This window comes from Clostridium tertium (assembly GCF_017873245.1).
Classification (GTDB): domain Bacteria; phylum Bacillota; class Clostridia; order Clostridiales; family Clostridiaceae; genus Clostridium; species Clostridium tertium.
This window is the reverse complement of record NZ_JAGGJY010000001.1, coordinates 76,553-92,812: the sequence shown is the minus strand read 5'-3', so window position 1 is coordinate 92,812 and position 16,260 is coordinate 76,553. Positions and strand designations below refer to the sequence as shown.

The window sequence follows — 16,260 nt, the reverse complement described above, 5'->3', positions numbered from 1 at the left end:
ATTATTTATTTAAATATCTTTGTTAATACTATATTTAATGTAACACCTACAAGTGCTGATAAACTTAACCCAGATATACTTACAGTTTCAGTTATACTTATTCCTATAGCCTTTGGCATAAATAATCCTGATAATCCTATAAATATAATTGTTATCATAACTATAATATTCTTTATATTAAACTTTACGCCTTCATTCTTAATTGTATTTACTCCAACTAAAGCTATCATCGAAAATAACATTATGCTTATTCCCCCCATAACTGATGAAGGTATTGTTCGAATTGCCGCTCCAAACTTATCTATAAAACTTAAAATTATTGCAAAAACTGCTGTTAATCTTAATATTGATGGATCGTAATTTTTAGTTATTGCTAATACGCCTGTATTTTCTCCATACGTAGTATTTGCAGGTCCACCTATAAGTGATGCTGTCATAGTAGCAAGTCCATCTCCAAGCAAAGTTCTATTTAAACCTGGATCTTCAATAAAATTCTTTCCTACAATAGTACCATTAGTCGTTATATCTCCTATATGTTCCATAAATACAGCTAATATAACTGGAACTACTATCATTATTGCTCCTGCATCAAACTTGGGTAAAGTAAACTTTGGAATTGCTATAAAACTTGCATTTTGAATTGCAGTTACATCAACTTGTCCTAATACTAAACTTAGTGTATATCCAACTATGACTGCAATTATTATTGCTAGTTGTGATATAAATCCTTTTGTAAATCTTTTTATGCTTAAAGCCAATCCTAATGTTATTATAGCTATTATTAATGCTTTGCCTGAACCTGCTTCGCCAGCTATAAATGAATTTACTCCAGCCATATCTAAAGCTGTTGGTATAAGATTTACACCTATAACTATTATCATTGGTCCAACAACTTGTGCTGGTAAAATACTTCTTATTTTAGATACTCCTATCTTTTTTATTATAAATGAAACCACAACATAAACTAACCCTGCTACAAACATTCCACCTTGTGCATATCTTAAATCTCCATATTGAGTTGCAACTGCACCAATTACTGGAATAAATGCAAAGGATGATCCTAAGAATACAGGCACTTTGCCTTTAGTGCATAGATGAAATATAAGAGTTCCTATTCCAGCTGAAAATAAAGCAACTGATGGATCCAATCCTGTTATTATGGGTACTAAAACTGTTGCTCCAAACATTGCTATTAAATGTTGAAGACCTAAAACACTTTTTATTAAACCTTTCTTAACATTACTTAAGGTGTTTATTTCTTTTGTCTCTACATATTGTGCCATTTAATGACCTCCCTATTTTTATTAATAAGGAGAAATTCATATTTCTCCTTTTCTAGCCTCTCTGGACTAATTTTAAAAGGTATTTTTGCATAAAAAAAACTTCTCTACAAATTTCCAGAGAAGTCATAATAATCCCACAATAATTTTACTTCTTTTGAGTCTCTCTGGACTAATTTAAAGAATAAATTTTCTTTTTCTAAAATTATATCACCTATTTATTATTATTTCAATATAAATTTTAATTTCCATATAATAAACATTGTATTCTTCGAATTCTTGGGAATACTAGTACTAGCATAATAATCTTTAGGAGGATACTTAATATGAAATTTAAAAATTTTAGAAAGACGTTAACTACACTTTCTATGGCATTGATATTATCTTTCTCTTTTATAACTAATGCCCAAGCCATAAAAAATACTGAAGATTCATCTAAAGATAGTGAACAGGAAAAGGTAGTCTATCTTACTTTTGATGATGGTCCTGGTGGAAAAGTTACACTTCAAGTTTTAGATACACTAAAAGCTGAAAATGTTCCAGCTACTTTTTTTGTTATAGGCTGTCAAATCAAAGGACAAGAAAATACTATCTTAAGAATGAAAAATGAAGGACATAGTATTGGACTTCATAGCTTTTCTCATAATAGAGGAAAACTATATTGCGGAGATGAAGGCTTTTTAAAAGAGATGCTACAAGATCAAGAAACATTGTATGAAGTTACAGGAGAAAAATATAATATTTTAAGATTTCCATTTGGCTGTAATAATCAATCTTACAAATTAACACAAAAATTAGTAGATACATTACATGAAAATAATTTTAAAATATACGACTGGAATACTGATAGTGGTGATGGTGCAAATCATAATTTAGCTCCTGAAAACATAGCAAAGAAAGCATGTAAAAGTGAGGATAAGGATACTGTTGTGATTTTAATGCACTGTACATATATAAATAAAAATTCAGCTAAAGCTTTACCTTCCATAATTAAATATTATAAAGATAAGGGATATACTTTTAAAGCTATTGATGAAACTACTCCAGAGTTGTATAAAGTATCTAAAAAATAATTTTTAGGAGCTGTTTCAATACAGCTCCTATTAAAAGTTTTTAATTATCAATGTAATTTATTTTCTTATTAGTACCCCAGTAGCTTTTAAAGCTATTACAATAGCTTTATATAATATCATACCTAAGAATATATTCATTATTGCAGCAGGTATAACAACGATACTAATTAAACTTACTAAGGAACCTGGTAAACCTACTAATAGACTTGCAGATCCTAAAAATACAAATCCACTTAATATAGTTCCTAAACTTAAAGCTATTATAATCTTTATATTATTATTCATTCTATTTCCTATTAACTTAAATATAAAATATATTACATTTGCTGTTACAACTTTATCTATAATATTAGGTAGTTGTCCACCTGGAAATTTTGTAGTAAGTGCAGTTAATATCCCTATTATAATACTTGATATCAAAGTTGTTTTATAATCATTATTTATTACTATAATTATAAATAGCATTGCAAGTGCAAAATCTGGTTGCATAGGTAAACCTAAAGCTGGTGTTATTTGATGTAATAGAGCTCCAATAGCTATCAATATTGCATTTAGTATCATTTTTTTTACATTCATATTTCTATTCATATTCGAAATCTCCTTTTATAAATTAATTTACTTCAATCTAATTTATCTCCTCTAGTTCACAACATAATTACCAGCTCCTTTAACCTTTATTTTAATTTAAAAAAATAAAAAAACGTCCTATACAAAATGTATAGGACGATATTATCCGCGTTGCCACCTAAATTGCTTTAAAAGCCTCTCTTATCAGGTACTAACATACCCTATTCCCTATATCGTGGGACTTACGGATCAACTACTTTAATAAAATTTCGTATCACTCCTCAGAGGCCCATTCACTATTTGCTTTAGTACCGAAATCACACCATCTTCGGCTCTCTGAAACCTTACATAATAGCTACTCTCCCTCATCAAAGGATTATTCTAATAATTAATTTACTAATATATTATGCTATTTATTCATAATTGTCAATAACTTCAAGAAGTTTTTTTCTATTTGGCACTATTATCATAAAAATAAATAATAATAATAATAATATTCCCTTAATGATGCTTGTACCACTTATACTCCACCAAACTCCATTTATTCCAAGTGAAGACATTCTGCTTAATAAAATAGATAGAGGTACTCTAAGTCCAGTAAATAATATACTAACCCATGATGGCGTAACCGTATTCCCAAGCCCTGAAAATGCTCCTGCTGTTGTAATTTCTATACACATAAATAATTGGGAATACCCTAATATTTTAAGATATATTGCACCTTGTGAGATAGCTTCAGCTTCAGGTATAAATATTGAAAAAACTCTCTCTCCTGCAAAAACTAACAATATTGTAGAAAAAATACCCACTAAAATTGCCATAATCATAGTTGCTTTATATCCCTTTAAAATTCTATCCCATCTATTGGCTCCATAATTTTGTCCCACAAAAGCTGTTAAAGCTGCTGCAAAACCTTCTGCCGTCATCCATGATATAGCCTCTATTTGTGAACCAACCTTTTGAACTGCAATTGCTACTGGTCCCCAAGATGCAATTACTCTTCCAATTATCATAGCAAAAACTGAAAACATACAATTTTGAAGTGCCGTTGGAATCCCCAGCTTACATATTCTATAAATATAAATTTTATCTAAATACTTTTTATTTTTTAAACTTAAGCTATATCCATTTTTCACAAATGATATTATAAATATAATAGTTACAACAGCTTGTGCACTAATAGTTGCTAGAGCTGCTCCAATTACTCCAAGCTTTGGGAACCCAAAAAGTCCAAATATCAATATTGGATCAAATATTATGTTAAAAGCTAATCCAATAGTATTTATTAAAAAAGGAATTTTACTACTACCAGAAGCATTAAAAATACCTGTAAATAATGGATTTAAAAAGCTAAATATCATTCCAAATGATACTACAATTAAATAGTCTATAGACATTTTTATTATATTTTCATCACCTAAATTAAAGAATCCTATTAATTGATTTCTAAAAATTATTAAAATAATTGTATATAATATTGCTATTACTATATTAATAAATAAACTATTATATATAAATTTATTTCTTTCCTTAACATCTTTCTTTCCTATGGCCTGAGAAACTCCTATTTCGGCTCCTATTTTAGATATAAATACAAGTGCACTTCCAAACCAAGTAAAAAAACCTGCTGTTCCTACTGCTGCAACTGATTCACTACCTATCCTTCCTACCCACATCATATCTATCATATTATAAGCCATTTGTATGAAAGATGTCCCTAAAATAGGAATAGACAATTTTAGTAATGAATTAAATATATTTCCTGAAACTAAATCCACTGATTTTTTCATATGTACCTCCTTCTGATGATATTATTATCTTCAAATTATATATTTAGTAATATATTTTTTCAATATACTTAAATTTATTTCTTTGTTTTTTTAATATTTTATATTTTTAACAAAATTTAAAGGATTACCTAGGTAATCCTTATTTACTTAGCATACTTATTATATTTTCAAAATACTCAGGTTTACTATAATAAAAACCTTGTACTGTATCGCATTCTATACTTCTTAAATAATCTACTTGCTCTTTTTCTTCGACTCCTTCAGCAACAACTGTCATGCCAAGTTTATGTGATAATTGAATAATATTTTCTACTATGTACCTGCTTTTGTCATTTTCAGCCATATCAATAACAAAACTTCTATCAATTTTTAAAACATCTATTGGTAGCTTAGTTAAATGATTTAAAGAAGAATATCCAGTTCCAAAATCATCTAAAGCAATAGATGCTCCCAGTTCTTTTATTTGTAGCAAACATTCTATGTTTTTATCTACTGATTTCATTATCATACTTTCAGTTATTTCTACTTCTATGTACTTAGGGGAGACATTAAACTCCTCTATCAAAGAATTAAAGTATTCTAATAAATTACCATCTCTCAATTGTATTTCAGATAAATTAACTGCTATTTTAAAATTATCATAGCCTTCTGATAATAAATATTTTACCTTCGCAAAAACCTCTCTTAATACAAATTTGCCTATTGGTATTATAAGCCTAGTATTTTCAGCTACTGGAATAAATTCCCCAGGACTAACAAAACCTATTTCATTACTTTTCCATCTAAGTAATGCCTCAAATCCATTTACTTCATCATCAGTAAGCCTCACTTTAGGCTGAAATACAACAAACATTTCATCATTATCTAATGCAGTTCTAAGCCCTCTTTGAATTGAATAAATTCTATTTATCTCTCTCGATATATTATTATTAAACATTTGCCACTGATTTTTACCATTACTCTTTGCTATATACATTGCAGCATCAGCATTTTTAAGGAGTACTTCAAAATCCTCACCATCATCTGGAAAAACTGATACTCCTATACTTGTTGAAGAATAAATTTTATGACCATTTATATCATATGGATTTTTTAATATGTCCATAATCTTTCTTACCGTAGTATTTATTTCATTTAAATAACTTATAGATGAAATAAATATTAAGAATTCATCTCCACCAAATCTACATAATAATTGATCATCATTAAATATTTTCTTTAAGTCTTCTGAAAACTTCTCTAAAAGTATATCTCCACATTTATGTCCATAAGAATCGTTTATAAATTTAAAATTATCTATATCTATTATTATTAATGCTCCTCTAGATTCTGAAGCAATATGCTTCTCCAGTTCTTTTTCTATAATATTTTTAAATTGCTTTCTATTATTTAATCCAGTTAATTCATCATAATAACTAATATACTCTAACTTTAAATGTGCTTCTTTTTCTTTTGTTATATTATGAACATATCCTTCAAAGCCTAAAAACTCGCCTTTATTACTCTTTCTTGCCTGACCTTTAACGCTAATCCATATATCTACCCCTAAAATATTAGTTATCTTAACTTCAATTTCTTCTAAATTATTTTTTATACCATCATTTAATATATCAAAACAATCCTGGCGAAAGTAGCTTCTAAACTTATCAAAAGTCATTATAATAAAATCTTCTTTGTATCCTGTAATTTCTTTATTGTTCCCATAAAGCATTATTAAATCTTCCTCTTTATTTACAGAAATAAATAGTCCTTTAATAGACTTAATAAAAGATTCCTTTGAATTTAATAAAAACTCTTTTTGCCTGTCTTTATGATTATTCAAATCTTTATTATTAAGGGAACCAACATCCTTGTTATAACTCATTTCCCTAATCATATATTTAATCCTTCTCAAAGTATATTTTTATATTTAGTATATAGTCAAATTTCTATTTATTTTCTTCTACTTTCACTTCATTTTTTGATTTTTCTTTATTATCATTTATTAATGTTGCAACTAAAGCAGCCCCAGCAGCTACAACTACTGCTAATTTACCAAAGTTTTTCATTTTCATAAATTATTCCTCCTACCCAATTACTTAAATTGATTTTGATCTCTTTCATATTTATATCCTATTGAATTTAACTTTTCTTTTAATTCCTCTTCTGTTACTCCTATATCTTCACATAATGCTGATAAATTAGAGTAAAAATCTCTTAATTTCATATTTACCATACTTAATAGAATATTAGGATCCATAGATAAAACGCTTTCTCTATCCATACTATTTCTCCTTTTTATATATACAATTTCTATATTTTGAAATCTTAAATAAAATATACCATATATTTTTTAATAAAAAAAGCATATTATTCATCTTTTGGTATATTTATTAAGATAAAAATACAATACTAATTCATTTTTATTATCGTAATTAATTATATTATTTTTATATGTTTTAATTATTTTTTATAAAAGCTAAGGAACTACTCTTAAGTTTTATTTTGAGTAGTTTCCTTTATAAGCTTTAATCAATTAATTATTTAACTTCTGGTACTTTAGAAGCTTCACTTTTCTTTGGAGATTTGTATCTTTTCTTTTCCCAACTTGCTTCTTGATTTTTTTTAGCCATTATATTTCACCTCCATTATGTTATTAGTATTTATAATCTATTTTTTAATTATTCCATATACCTTTAATAAATTATTATTTCATAAAAAATAAAGATACTATGTAGAAATTCTTCATTACATAATATCTCTATAATCAAATTTTAATTATTCTTCATCATAAACTTCTAAATACTTAGTCTTTATACCATCTTTTTCCCAACCAAGTATAGAATCTAAACTAACATTTTCAGCTGCCTTAAATATTGATTTTTCAACACCATCAAAATTCTTTTTAAGCTCTTTTATTAATTCTTTAATTTCATATCTCTTATTTCCTATTTTTTCAGCTGAAACCATACATGCACAATTTAAAGGCCAAATTCCTGCATTATTAGTAAATCTCTTTATATACTCTTCTTCTACATAATAAAGTGGTCTTATAAGCTCCATTCCTTCAAAATTAGCTGCCTTCAATTTAGGGAGCATAGTTTTAAAATTACCTGCATAAAGCACATTTAATAATGTAGTTTCTATAACATCATTATAATGATGTCCTAATGCCAACTTGTTGCATCCAAGTTCTTTTGCTTTACTATATAGTGATCCTCTTCTCATTCTTGCACAAAGATAGCATGGATAATCTCTTGCCATCTTATCTACAACTTCGAAAATTTTCCCTTCATATATATGTACTGGTATTCCAAGATGATTACAATTTTCTATAAGTAATTCTTTTATTTGCGGATGATATCCTGGATCCATTGCTATAAACTCTAATTCAAAGTTCATTTGTCCATGTTTTTTAAGCTCTTGGAAACACTTAGCCATAAGTAGCGAATCTTTACCACCAGAAATAGCTACTGCAATCTTATCCCCTTCTTCTACAAGGTTATAATCTTTTACCGCTTTTACAAACTTAGTCCAAATATGTTTTCTATATTTTTTAACAAGGCTACGTTCTATTTCTTCTAAAGGCTTTTTTTCTTCAGTAGGAATTAGTCTCTCGCAGCCTTTACCTGCTATACTACTCATTTTATCACCTCATTTAATAATCCCTATCAATTATATCACTTTTTAAACTTATTGTCTTTATATAAATATTGACCTATAGTACATTCTACATTTTCTATTAACTCTATTAATAGGCAGCCTTCTAACACTTATACTTAGTATTTTACTTTAACTAACTTATCAGTTCATTAACCTTTATATATGGGTTCTTATATCTATTTTTCTTTACTGTACTTTTCCCTATATTTATAGCTTTTTTAGGACATAAATTTATACACGCCATACAATCTGTACAATTACCTTTCCAAGTTGGAATATTATTTTTCATTATAATATTATCTACAGGACATGCCTTTTTACAAATTTCACATCCAATACAGTCATTATTAACATTAAATTTTTTATCCTTATTTTTATATACATTTTTCCAAATAGAATAAAGAACCTTATTTAAACCAAATTTATAATTACATTTTTTTATTTTTCTTTCATTAATTTCATTAATAAAGACTTCTAGAATTTTCTCATTTTTATCAATTGCTTCAATAGCTCTTTTTTCACTTGGATTTCTACCTGCTCTAATATAGTTAGAAATATATTTTATACATACAAAATTTGATAAAATATTTGTGTCTTTAATAATTTCATTTATATGAACAAAACTACTTTTTGCTTCTCCTCCACCAGATACCCCTACTGCAAAAACATAGGAATTTTTCTTTAATTTCAATTTGCATAAAAAATCTAAAACTATTATAGGTAAAGAACCACAATGTATTGGATATATAAACCCAACTGCATTATCATCACAAATAAAATCATTGTCTCTTAATGCTTTTGTCATGGATATTAACTCTACATTTTCATTTAATGCTTCTTTTATTTTCTTTGAAACATATAAACTATTTCCAGTTGAAGAAAAGTAATAAATTTTCATAAATAATCCCCTATCCTACTTTATATAATCTATAAATGATTATATCACGAATAAAATAATTTTCTATTTTACACTTTTAATAACTTGAGGATAATTAAAAACATTATATGGATCATATTGTTTTTTAATCTCTTTTAATCTTTTAATATTTTGCCCATAATATTCCTTTTCATAATTATCTAATTCATCTAATGGAAAGTTAACAAAAGATCCTTCTGTTAGTATCTCTATTAATCTAAAATTGCTCTTAACCCATTCCCTATTTATATCAGCATACTTATTTTCTTCCCAAACAGATTGAATTCCCATTATAAACTTAGCATCTCTATAATAGTATGCTGTATCTAATTTATCTACATCAGCAATAGCCCCACCAGCTCCATAAAATGATATTGCAGTATAAACTGATCCTTCTGCAGGAGTATCTATTATTTCTATAAGTTGTTTTATTTCATCATAATTATAGTCTCTATAAACAAATCTACCTGTTGACTTATACTTTTCATAGTCAGGATGACTATCCTGAATCCATCTATTACATTCTAATATACTCATATCCTCTATTTTAGTCTCTATTGAACTTGTTATATTTTCTAAAGGATTAAGTATTTCTCTAGCCTCAATAGAATTTCCATAAAATAATCCTGTAAGCTTAACTCCTCTTCCTCTTTCAGGTGAATTATATATTGCAGTCTTTAAATTCATCCTTCTATCTAAATTCTTATATAATTCTTGAAGAACCTCAATAACTTTAATATTATCTTCATTACTAATATTAGGATAATTTATATATATCAAAGTCCCCATTTTTATTTTTTCTTTTAACTTTATAGTCATTGAAGTTATAATCCCAAAATTACATCCTCCACTTCCCTTGCAAGCCCAAAACAAATCACTATTTGATTGTTCATTAAGAATTAATTTTTTTCCTTCATAATTTATCATTTCAACTTCAATTAAACTATCACATGCTAATCCTAGGAATCTGCTTGAATATCCCCAGCCACCGCCAAGCACAAGCCCTGCTACTCCTACAGTTGGACATCCTCCTCCTGGGAATGCATAATTCCTGTTTCCTAGAGCTTCATATATTTCTCTATTTCTTACTCCACCCCCTATTCTTGCAAAATCATTATTTTCATCTATGTAAATTTCATTCATTTTACTTATATCTATAATAGCTACATCATTACCTGTTGAATATCCTTCATAGCTATGAGCACCTGATCTTACTCTTATTTCTATATCATTATTTTTTGCCCATAGTATTGCATTAATTACATCTTCCTCATTATTGCAATATATAATCACTAATGGATATTTTTCAATAGCTCTATTCCAAGCTAATCTACTTTCTTCATATTCAAAACTTTCTTTGGTAATTATCTTGCCAGTTAATCCTGAATAATCAACACTTCTCATTTAATCACCTTCTGTAAATTATTTTTATAACTTCTGTAAATTATTTTATATATAAGATGATAACATATCATTCTTTAAAATCAATAAAAAGAGTGCGAATAAAACTGATTCATAATTATAAATTTGTATAATCCCTTTTTACTTAATTATAATTTGAATCCTATTTTAAGGCCTTTAAAATGACTTATAAACTGTATTTACCTTTTATCCATTATATCTACAAATACTTTACTTTTTTTGAATCATTTTTATTTTTTATTTATTTTTTATCACATTTCTACTTTTTTCTACATAACTTAGAACTATAGCTACTAAATGAAAGGATGTTAATTTATGTACTATCGTAAAGATAATGATTGTGAAAAATGTAATGATTGTGTAAACGACCCTAGCAAGCTTTATTGTGATATATCTTGTCCAGACACAACTAAAAACTGCCGTGAGTCATATAAGGTTTTTAATCCTCCTATATATGCAAAAGCATTTATTGCTCTTCAACCATATGAAAATTTATTTAATATAGAAGATGCATTTGCTGCTGGAACAATATTCAAAGACTTATATAGTCCTTATTGTGCTGTTCAATATATTAAAGGAGGGCATAAATAATGAAACGTGAAGACTATCTAGAAAAAATACAAAAATTGCAATTCTTTGTTGTTGATTTAAATTTATATTTAGATAACTTTCCTGAATCTGAAAAAGCAAGACATGATTATGAAGTAATATCTTGTGAACTAAAAAAAACAATTTGGGAATATGAAAAACAATTTGGTCCATTAACTAACTTTGGTTCTTCTTACTTCCAAGATCCTGAAGCTTGGGTTAATAGTCCATGGCCTTGGGAAAACATGAAAGGAGGAAAAAATTAATGTGGTATTATGTTAAAACACTACAACATCCCGTAAACTTAAAATCAACAGATTTAAAAATGGCTAAAGTTCTTATTACTCAATATGGTGGTCCAGATGGAGAACTTGGTGCTGCACTTAGATATTTAAACCAAAGATTCTCTATGCCTACAAACAAATCTAAAGCATTATTAACCGACATAGGAACAGAAGAAATGGCACACGTAGAAATAATAGCTACAATGGCTCATCAAATTATGGAAAATGCATCAATAGAAGAAATTAAAGCTGCTGGAATGGATGGACATTATGCGGATCACGGAAAAGCTACTTTCTATACTGATGCTACTGGAAATCCTTGGACTGCTACTTATATCCAAGCTAAAGGTGATGTAATTGCAGATTTACATGAAAATATGGCAGCTGAACAAAAAGCTAGAGCAACTTATGAATGGCTAATGAACTTAACAGATGATGCTGAAATTAAAAGGATATTAGGATTCTTAAGAGAAAGGGAAGTTGTACACTATCAAAGATTTGGCGAAGCTTTAATGGATGTACAAGATAACACTAAACTTACAGATTTTTGTAAATAAAATAGTGTTAGGACTACCGTAAAAGGTAGTCCCTTATTTTTTATTAAACTCATTCATCAATTAAGGTGTTATACGAGTTCTATCTCTAGGAATAAGTGATGCCTCCCTAACATTTTCTAAATTTAATAATTGAGCTGTAATCCTTTCTAATCCTATTGCTAATCCACCATGTTTTGGCATACCATATCTAAATATATCTGTATAACTTTCATAATTCTTTGGATTTAGTCCCTTATTTTCTATACTTTTTATAAGCATATTATAATCATTAATTCTTTGTCCCCCAGTTGTTATTTCAACACCTTTAAAAAGCAAATCAAAACTTCTAGTTCCTTGCTCTTCAAATGGCATTGTATACATCGGCCTCTTTCTTTTTGGATAATTAGTTAAAAATATAAAATCACACCCATATTCTTCTTTTGCATACTTACATATAAGTTTTTCTCCTTCTGGATCTAAATCTCCTTCTAAATCTCCCTTGCCATATACTTTTTTTAATATTTCTATTGCTTCATTAAGTTCAATTTTCGGTATACTAACATCTATTTTAGGAATATTTACATTTAATATTTTTAAATATTCTTTACCTTTTACTTCTATAGCTTTTAATATAAACTTTATTAAATCTTCCTCTAAATTCATTATATCAAACTCATCATTAATAAATCCTATTTCTAAATCCATGCTTATATATTCATTTAAATGTCTACTTGTATTATGCTGCTCGGCTCTATATACATGTGATACTTCAAAAACCCTTTCAAATCCAGCTCCCACCATCATTTGCTTATAAAACTGAGGACTTTGCGCAAGATAAGCTGTTTTTTCAAAATATTCTACTTTAAATACTTCTGTTCCACCTTCTGCACCTTCTACAACTATTTTAGGAGTAAATATTTCTGTAAATCCTTTATTTATTAAAAATTCTCTAAAGCTTTGAACTATTATATTTTGTATTTTGAATATAGAATTAACTTTTTCATGTCTTATACTAATTGCTCTATTGTTTAATATAGTGTCTAAATTTACATCAAACTCTTTTTTGTTTAGTTCTATTGGAAGTTCATGTGCTTCACTTATTATTTCAAAACTCTCAACTAATATTTCAAATGGATTTAATGAATTATTACTTTTCTTAGCTATACCAACAATTGATACTACTGATTCAAGCTTTAATGAACTTAAATCAATATTATTATTCTCTATAACACATTGTACTAATCCTAATCTATCTCTTATTACCAAAAAAGTTATTGATTTTAGCCTTCTTACTCTATATAACCAACCTTCTATCTTAATTTCTTTTTCTATAAAATTAGGAATATTTTTTACTAATATTCTTTTCATCTCTATCTTCCTTTCGTAATTTAATACTATTTTTTATTATTTAAAACCTTTATACTTAATTATTTTATTTATTCCAAAAAATAAGCCCCTTGAACAAACTGTCCAAGGGGCGATAAAACTTCGCGGTGCCACCCTTTTTAACTTTATAAATATAAAATTAAGTTCAATTCTAAAACATACGCATAAAGCGGGCCCACTTTATAAAAAAACCTCCACTCCATATAGGAGCGAAGGCTATGTTCACGGTACCATCCTAATTTAACTTAATTAAATAATTAAAAAGTTATCTCAATCTATTAACGCTAGAACACGTCTTACCCTACTCAATTTCAAGTAAGCATCTCCAAGATGTCTTTCGATATCAATTTCTCATGAAGCTTCCACCATCCTTCACTCGCTGAAGATACTCTTAAATATCTACTTTTCTTTTCATCGATTTTTGCTTTTTATTTATATTATACTATTCCCTTTAAGAATAAATGTCAATATAAATTACAAAATTATTAAGAATATATTCAAAACATTCTGCTCATAATAAATTTGGAGGTGATAAATTATGACTTCAAAAGAATTATTATATATTGAAGACGCTTTAGGACATGAGCAATTTATGGAAACAAAGTGCAAAGAAACTTCATCCAAAATTCAAGATGCAGAATTAAAAAATCTAGTAACTCAACTAGAAGCTAAGCATAAAGAACTATTTGGAAAGTTATATTCATTATTATAAAAAGGAGGGTTTGTAGTATGGATGATAAAAATTTAATGGAAAATATTTTATTACTTACAAAAGGCGCTGCTGATTTATATTTACATGGAACAATTGAAGCTTCTACTGAAAATATACATCAAACCTTTGACGATATCCTATGTGAAACATTAAAAATACAGCATGAAATCTATAAGAAAATGGAAGCCAAGGGTTGGTATCCTACAGAACAAGTAGATGCTCAAAAGATTCAACAAACAAAGCAAAAGTATACTATGCAATAATATAAGGAAAGATGCTAATTATACTTAGCATCTTTCTTCATATTATTGGAAGTATCTATGAATTTAAATTATTCATTATTCTAAATAAATCTAGTTATTTATATTATAATAAACTGCACCAACTAATCCCGCACTATTTTCTAATTCAGCAGCTTCAACCTTTAAATTTTCTCCAAACTTTTGCATAACATGAGATAATACATAGTTTCTAACAGGTTTTATAAATAACTTTTCTTGTTTACTTACTGCTCCCCCAATTATTATAATTTCAGGATTAAAAATATGAGTTAGGCTAACTAGCCCCTTACCTATATCCTCTATCCAATTAATTACAACAGACTCTAATTCCTTATTTCCTTTTTCTAACTCATCAAAAATATACTTTCCATTTATCTCTTCTTTTGATATAGATAAATTCCCTATATCAATATATTTTTCTTTAACATTTTTAATTAATGCTGTCATAGATGCATATTGCTCATAGCAACCTATATTGCCACAAGTACATACTTTCCCATTAGAATTTATAGAAAAATGTCCTAGCTCTCCTGCTATTCCTATGTTTCCTAATAACACATTTGAGTTAACTATTATTCCTCCGCCAACTCCTGTACCTATTGTAATACCCATTATATTTTTATAATTCTTTGCTTTACCTATCCATTGTTCTCCAATAACCATACTATTTGCATCATTTATAACTGTAGTTTTTAAATTATATATTTCTTCTAGTTCTTTTTTTATTTCTGTATTACACCAATTTTTAATATTTCCTCCTACACCGACAATAATTCCAGTATTACTATTAACTTGACCAGTTGCAGAAACACCAATACCCATAAGTTCATCTTTATTTATAGAATTATCCTTTAAAAATCTTTCTATTGATTTTTTAACTGTTTCAAATATAGGAGTTTTATAATTATCAAATGCAACTTCATAATTATCTGAAGCTAATATTTTTCCTTTATCTGTTACTAACCCTAACTTTACTGAAGTTCCCCCAATATCAATTCCTAAATACTTCATAATTACCTCTTCTTTATTGCTTCCATAAATCTTGTTGTAATCTCTAAAGGTCTAGTGATAGCACCTCCAACCACTACAGCATAAGCTCCAAGGTCGAACATTTCAACAGCTTGGCTTGGATAATGAATCCTTCCCTCTGCTATAACTGGTATATCTATAGATTCTACTAAATTTTTTACTAATTCGTAGTCTGGCCCATCTAACTTAGGAGTATAACTTGTATATCCACTTAAAGTTGTCCCAACCATATCAACTCCTGCTCTAAAAGCATTAATTCCTTCTTCTAAATTCGATATATCAGCCATTAACAATATATTCGGATACTTTTCTTTTATAGCTTTTATAAATTCCTCTACAGTCCTTCCGTCTTTTCTTTTCCTTAATGTGCAATCAAATGCAATAATATCTGCACCAGCCTTTGCTAAAGAATCAATTTCATCCATAGTAAATGTAATATATGGTTCAAATCCTTCATATGATTTCTTAATTAATCCGATAACAGGTAAATTTGTTTCTTCCTTTATTCCAATAACATCTCTTACTCCATTTGTTCTGATAGCACAAGCTCCTGCTTTTTTTGCTGCTCTTGCCATTAATGGCATCATTGAATCCTCTTCAATATAAAGTGGCTCATCAGGAAGAGCTTGACAAGATACTATTAATCCACCTTTAATCTTTTCCATAATTTCTTCTTTTCTCATAAAAACACCCCTAACTTTTATACTTAACCTGTAATTTTCTATATAACATTTATAGTAATTATCAATATCAA

At 27.8% G+C, this 16,260-nt stretch carries 18 protein-coding genes and 2 other annotated features; of the genes, 6 read left to right on the top strand and 12 right to left on the bottom strand.

All coding sequences use genetic code 11. The annotated features are described in order from the left end of the window. Nucleotides 1–5: 5 nt before the first annotated feature. Complete coding sequence (locus J2Z25_RS00475) at nucleotides 6–1,283, bottom strand: uracil-xanthine permease family protein (protein WP_209737552.1); 1,278 nt, start codon at nucleotides 1,281–1,283, stop codon at nucleotides 6–8. A gap of 323 nt (nucleotides 1,284–1,606) precedes the next feature. On the opposite strand from J2Z25_RS00475, the gene J2Z25_RS00470 reads away from it, so the two are divergent. After that, complete coding sequence (locus tag J2Z25_RS00470) at nucleotides 1,607–2,353, top strand: polysaccharide deacetylase family protein (RefSeq protein ID WP_209737549.1); 747 nt, start codon at nucleotides 1,607–1,609, stop codon at nucleotides 2,351–2,353. Between the two features lie 57 nt (nucleotides 2,354–2,410). Here J2Z25_RS00470 and J2Z25_RS00465 read toward each other — a convergent pair whose 3' ends face one another. From J2Z25_RS00465 to J2Z25_RS00435, 8 genes are all read right to left on the bottom strand, one after another. Then, nucleotides 2,411–2,941, bottom strand: coding sequence for a tryptophan transporter (locus tag J2Z25_RS00465; protein ID WP_245173023.1), 531 nt, complete (start codon nucleotides 2,939–2,941; stop codon nucleotides 2,411–2,413). 128 nt (nucleotides 2,942–3,069) lie between these two features. Then, nucleotides 3,070–3,301, bottom strand: a binding site (T-box leader). Nucleotides 3,302–3,333: 32 nt separating this feature from the next. Then, nucleotides 3,334–4,710, bottom strand: a complete 1,377-nt coding sequence (locus J2Z25_RS00460) for an MATE family efflux transporter (RefSeq protein ID WP_209737547.1) — start codon at nucleotides 4,708–4,710, stop codon at nucleotides 3,334–3,336. 139 nt (nucleotides 4,711–4,849) lie between these two features. Further along, the gene (locus J2Z25_RS00455; RefSeq protein WP_209737545.1) at nucleotides 4,850–6,586 is read right to left on the bottom strand and encodes a putative bifunctional diguanylate cyclase/phosphodiesterase; all 1,737 of its coding nucleotides are present in this window, start codon (nucleotides 6,584–6,586) and stop codon (nucleotides 4,850–4,852) included. A gap of 52 nt (nucleotides 6,587–6,638) precedes the next feature. Continuing rightward, a complete protein-coding gene (locus J2Z25_RS18710) occupies nucleotides 6,639–6,764 on the bottom strand; it encodes a hypothetical protein (RefSeq protein ID WP_008677958.1) in 126 nt (41 codons plus the stop codon). A gap of 20 nt (nucleotides 6,765–6,784) precedes the next feature. Then, nucleotides 6,785–6,973, bottom strand: coding sequence for a DUF4250 domain-containing protein (locus tag J2Z25_RS00450; protein WP_209737543.1), 189 nt, complete (start codon nucleotides 6,971–6,973; stop codon nucleotides 6,785–6,787). A 494-nt stretch (nucleotides 6,974–7,467) separates the two neighbouring features. Beyond that, a complete protein-coding gene (locus J2Z25_RS00445; RefSeq protein ID WP_111928640.1) occupies nucleotides 7,468–8,334 on the bottom strand; it encodes a tRNA 2-thiocytidine biosynthesis TtcA family protein in 867 nt (288 codons plus the stop codon). A gap of 151 nt (nucleotides 8,335–8,485) precedes the next feature. Next, entirely contained in the window at nucleotides 8,486–9,250 is a 765-nt protein-coding gene (locus tag J2Z25_RS00440; RefSeq protein ID WP_209737541.1) for an EFR1 family ferrodoxin, read from the bottom strand. A gap of 63 nt (nucleotides 9,251–9,313) precedes the next feature. Further along, nucleotides 9,314–10,672, bottom strand: a complete 1,359-nt coding sequence (locus J2Z25_RS00435; RefSeq protein WP_209737539.1) for an FAD-binding oxidoreductase — start codon at nucleotides 10,670–10,672, stop codon at nucleotides 9,314–9,316. A gap of 333 nt (nucleotides 10,673–11,005) precedes the next feature. On the opposite strand from J2Z25_RS00435, the gene J2Z25_RS00430 reads away from it, so the two are divergent. The 3 genes from J2Z25_RS00430 to J2Z25_RS00420 are packed head-to-tail and all read left to right on the top strand — an operon-like array spanning nucleotide 11,006 to nucleotide 12,119. Next, nucleotides 11,006–11,281 carry a spore coat associated protein CotJA gene (locus J2Z25_RS00430; RefSeq protein ID WP_008677949.1) on the top strand — a complete coding sequence of 92 codons (276 nt, stop codon included), beginning with the start codon at nucleotides 11,006–11,008 and terminating at the stop codon, nucleotides 11,279–11,281. Beyond that, on the top strand, nucleotides 11,281–11,544 hold the full coding sequence (locus J2Z25_RS00425) for a spore coat protein CotJB (protein WP_209737536.1): 264 nt from the start codon (nucleotides 11,281–11,283) through the stop codon (nucleotides 11,542–11,544). Before J2Z25_RS00430 ends, J2Z25_RS00425 begins: the two co-directional genes overlap by 1 nt. After that, the gene (locus tag J2Z25_RS00420; RefSeq protein ID WP_209737534.1) at nucleotides 11,544–12,119 is read left to right on the top strand and encodes a manganese catalase family protein; all 576 of its coding nucleotides are present in this window, start codon (nucleotides 11,544–11,546) and stop codon (nucleotides 12,117–12,119) included. The genes J2Z25_RS00425 and J2Z25_RS00420 overlap by 1 nt, the downstream gene beginning before the upstream one ends. Before the next feature lie 60 nt (nucleotides 12,120–12,179). Here the strand turns inward: J2Z25_RS00420 and aspS are convergent, their stop codons facing one another. Next, the gene (gene aspS / locus J2Z25_RS00415; protein WP_209737532.1) at nucleotides 12,180–13,466 is read right to left on the bottom strand and encodes an aspartate--tRNA(Asn) ligase; all 1,287 of its coding nucleotides are present in this window, start codon (nucleotides 13,464–13,466) and stop codon (nucleotides 12,180–12,182) included. A 220-nt stretch (nucleotides 13,467–13,686) separates the two neighbouring features. Continuing rightward, nucleotides 13,687–13,908 (bottom strand) — a binding site (T-box leader). A gap of 114 nt (nucleotides 13,909–14,022) precedes the next feature. On the opposite strand from aspS, the gene J2Z25_RS00410 reads away from it, so the two are divergent. Both J2Z25_RS00410 and J2Z25_RS00405 read left to right on the top strand, forming a co-directional pair. Continuing rightward, nucleotides 14,023–14,196 (top strand): hypothetical protein, encoded by a 174-nt coding sequence (locus J2Z25_RS00410; RefSeq protein WP_209737524.1) that lies wholly within the window; start codon nucleotides 14,023–14,025, stop codon nucleotides 14,194–14,196. A gap of 17 nt (nucleotides 14,197–14,213) precedes the next feature. Further along, a complete protein-coding gene (locus J2Z25_RS00405; RefSeq protein ID WP_209737522.1) occupies nucleotides 14,214–14,459 on the top strand; it encodes a spore coat protein in 246 nt (81 codons plus the stop codon). A 90-nt stretch (nucleotides 14,460–14,549) separates the two neighbouring features. Here J2Z25_RS00405 and J2Z25_RS00400 read toward each other — a convergent pair whose 3' ends face one another. Both J2Z25_RS00400 and J2Z25_RS00395 read right to left on the bottom strand, forming a co-directional pair. After that, nucleotides 14,550–15,488: an ROK family protein gene (locus J2Z25_RS00400; RefSeq protein WP_209737520.1), complete on the bottom strand. Its 939-nt coding sequence runs from the start codon at nucleotides 15,486–15,488 to the stop codon at nucleotides 14,550–14,552. A gap of 2 nt (nucleotides 15,489–15,490) precedes the next feature. Beyond that, complete coding sequence (locus J2Z25_RS00395) at nucleotides 15,491–16,189, bottom strand: N-acetylmannosamine-6-phosphate 2-epimerase (RefSeq protein ID WP_209737518.1); 699 nt, start codon at nucleotides 16,187–16,189, stop codon at nucleotides 15,491–15,493. Nucleotides 16,190–16,260: the final 71 nt, after the last annotated feature.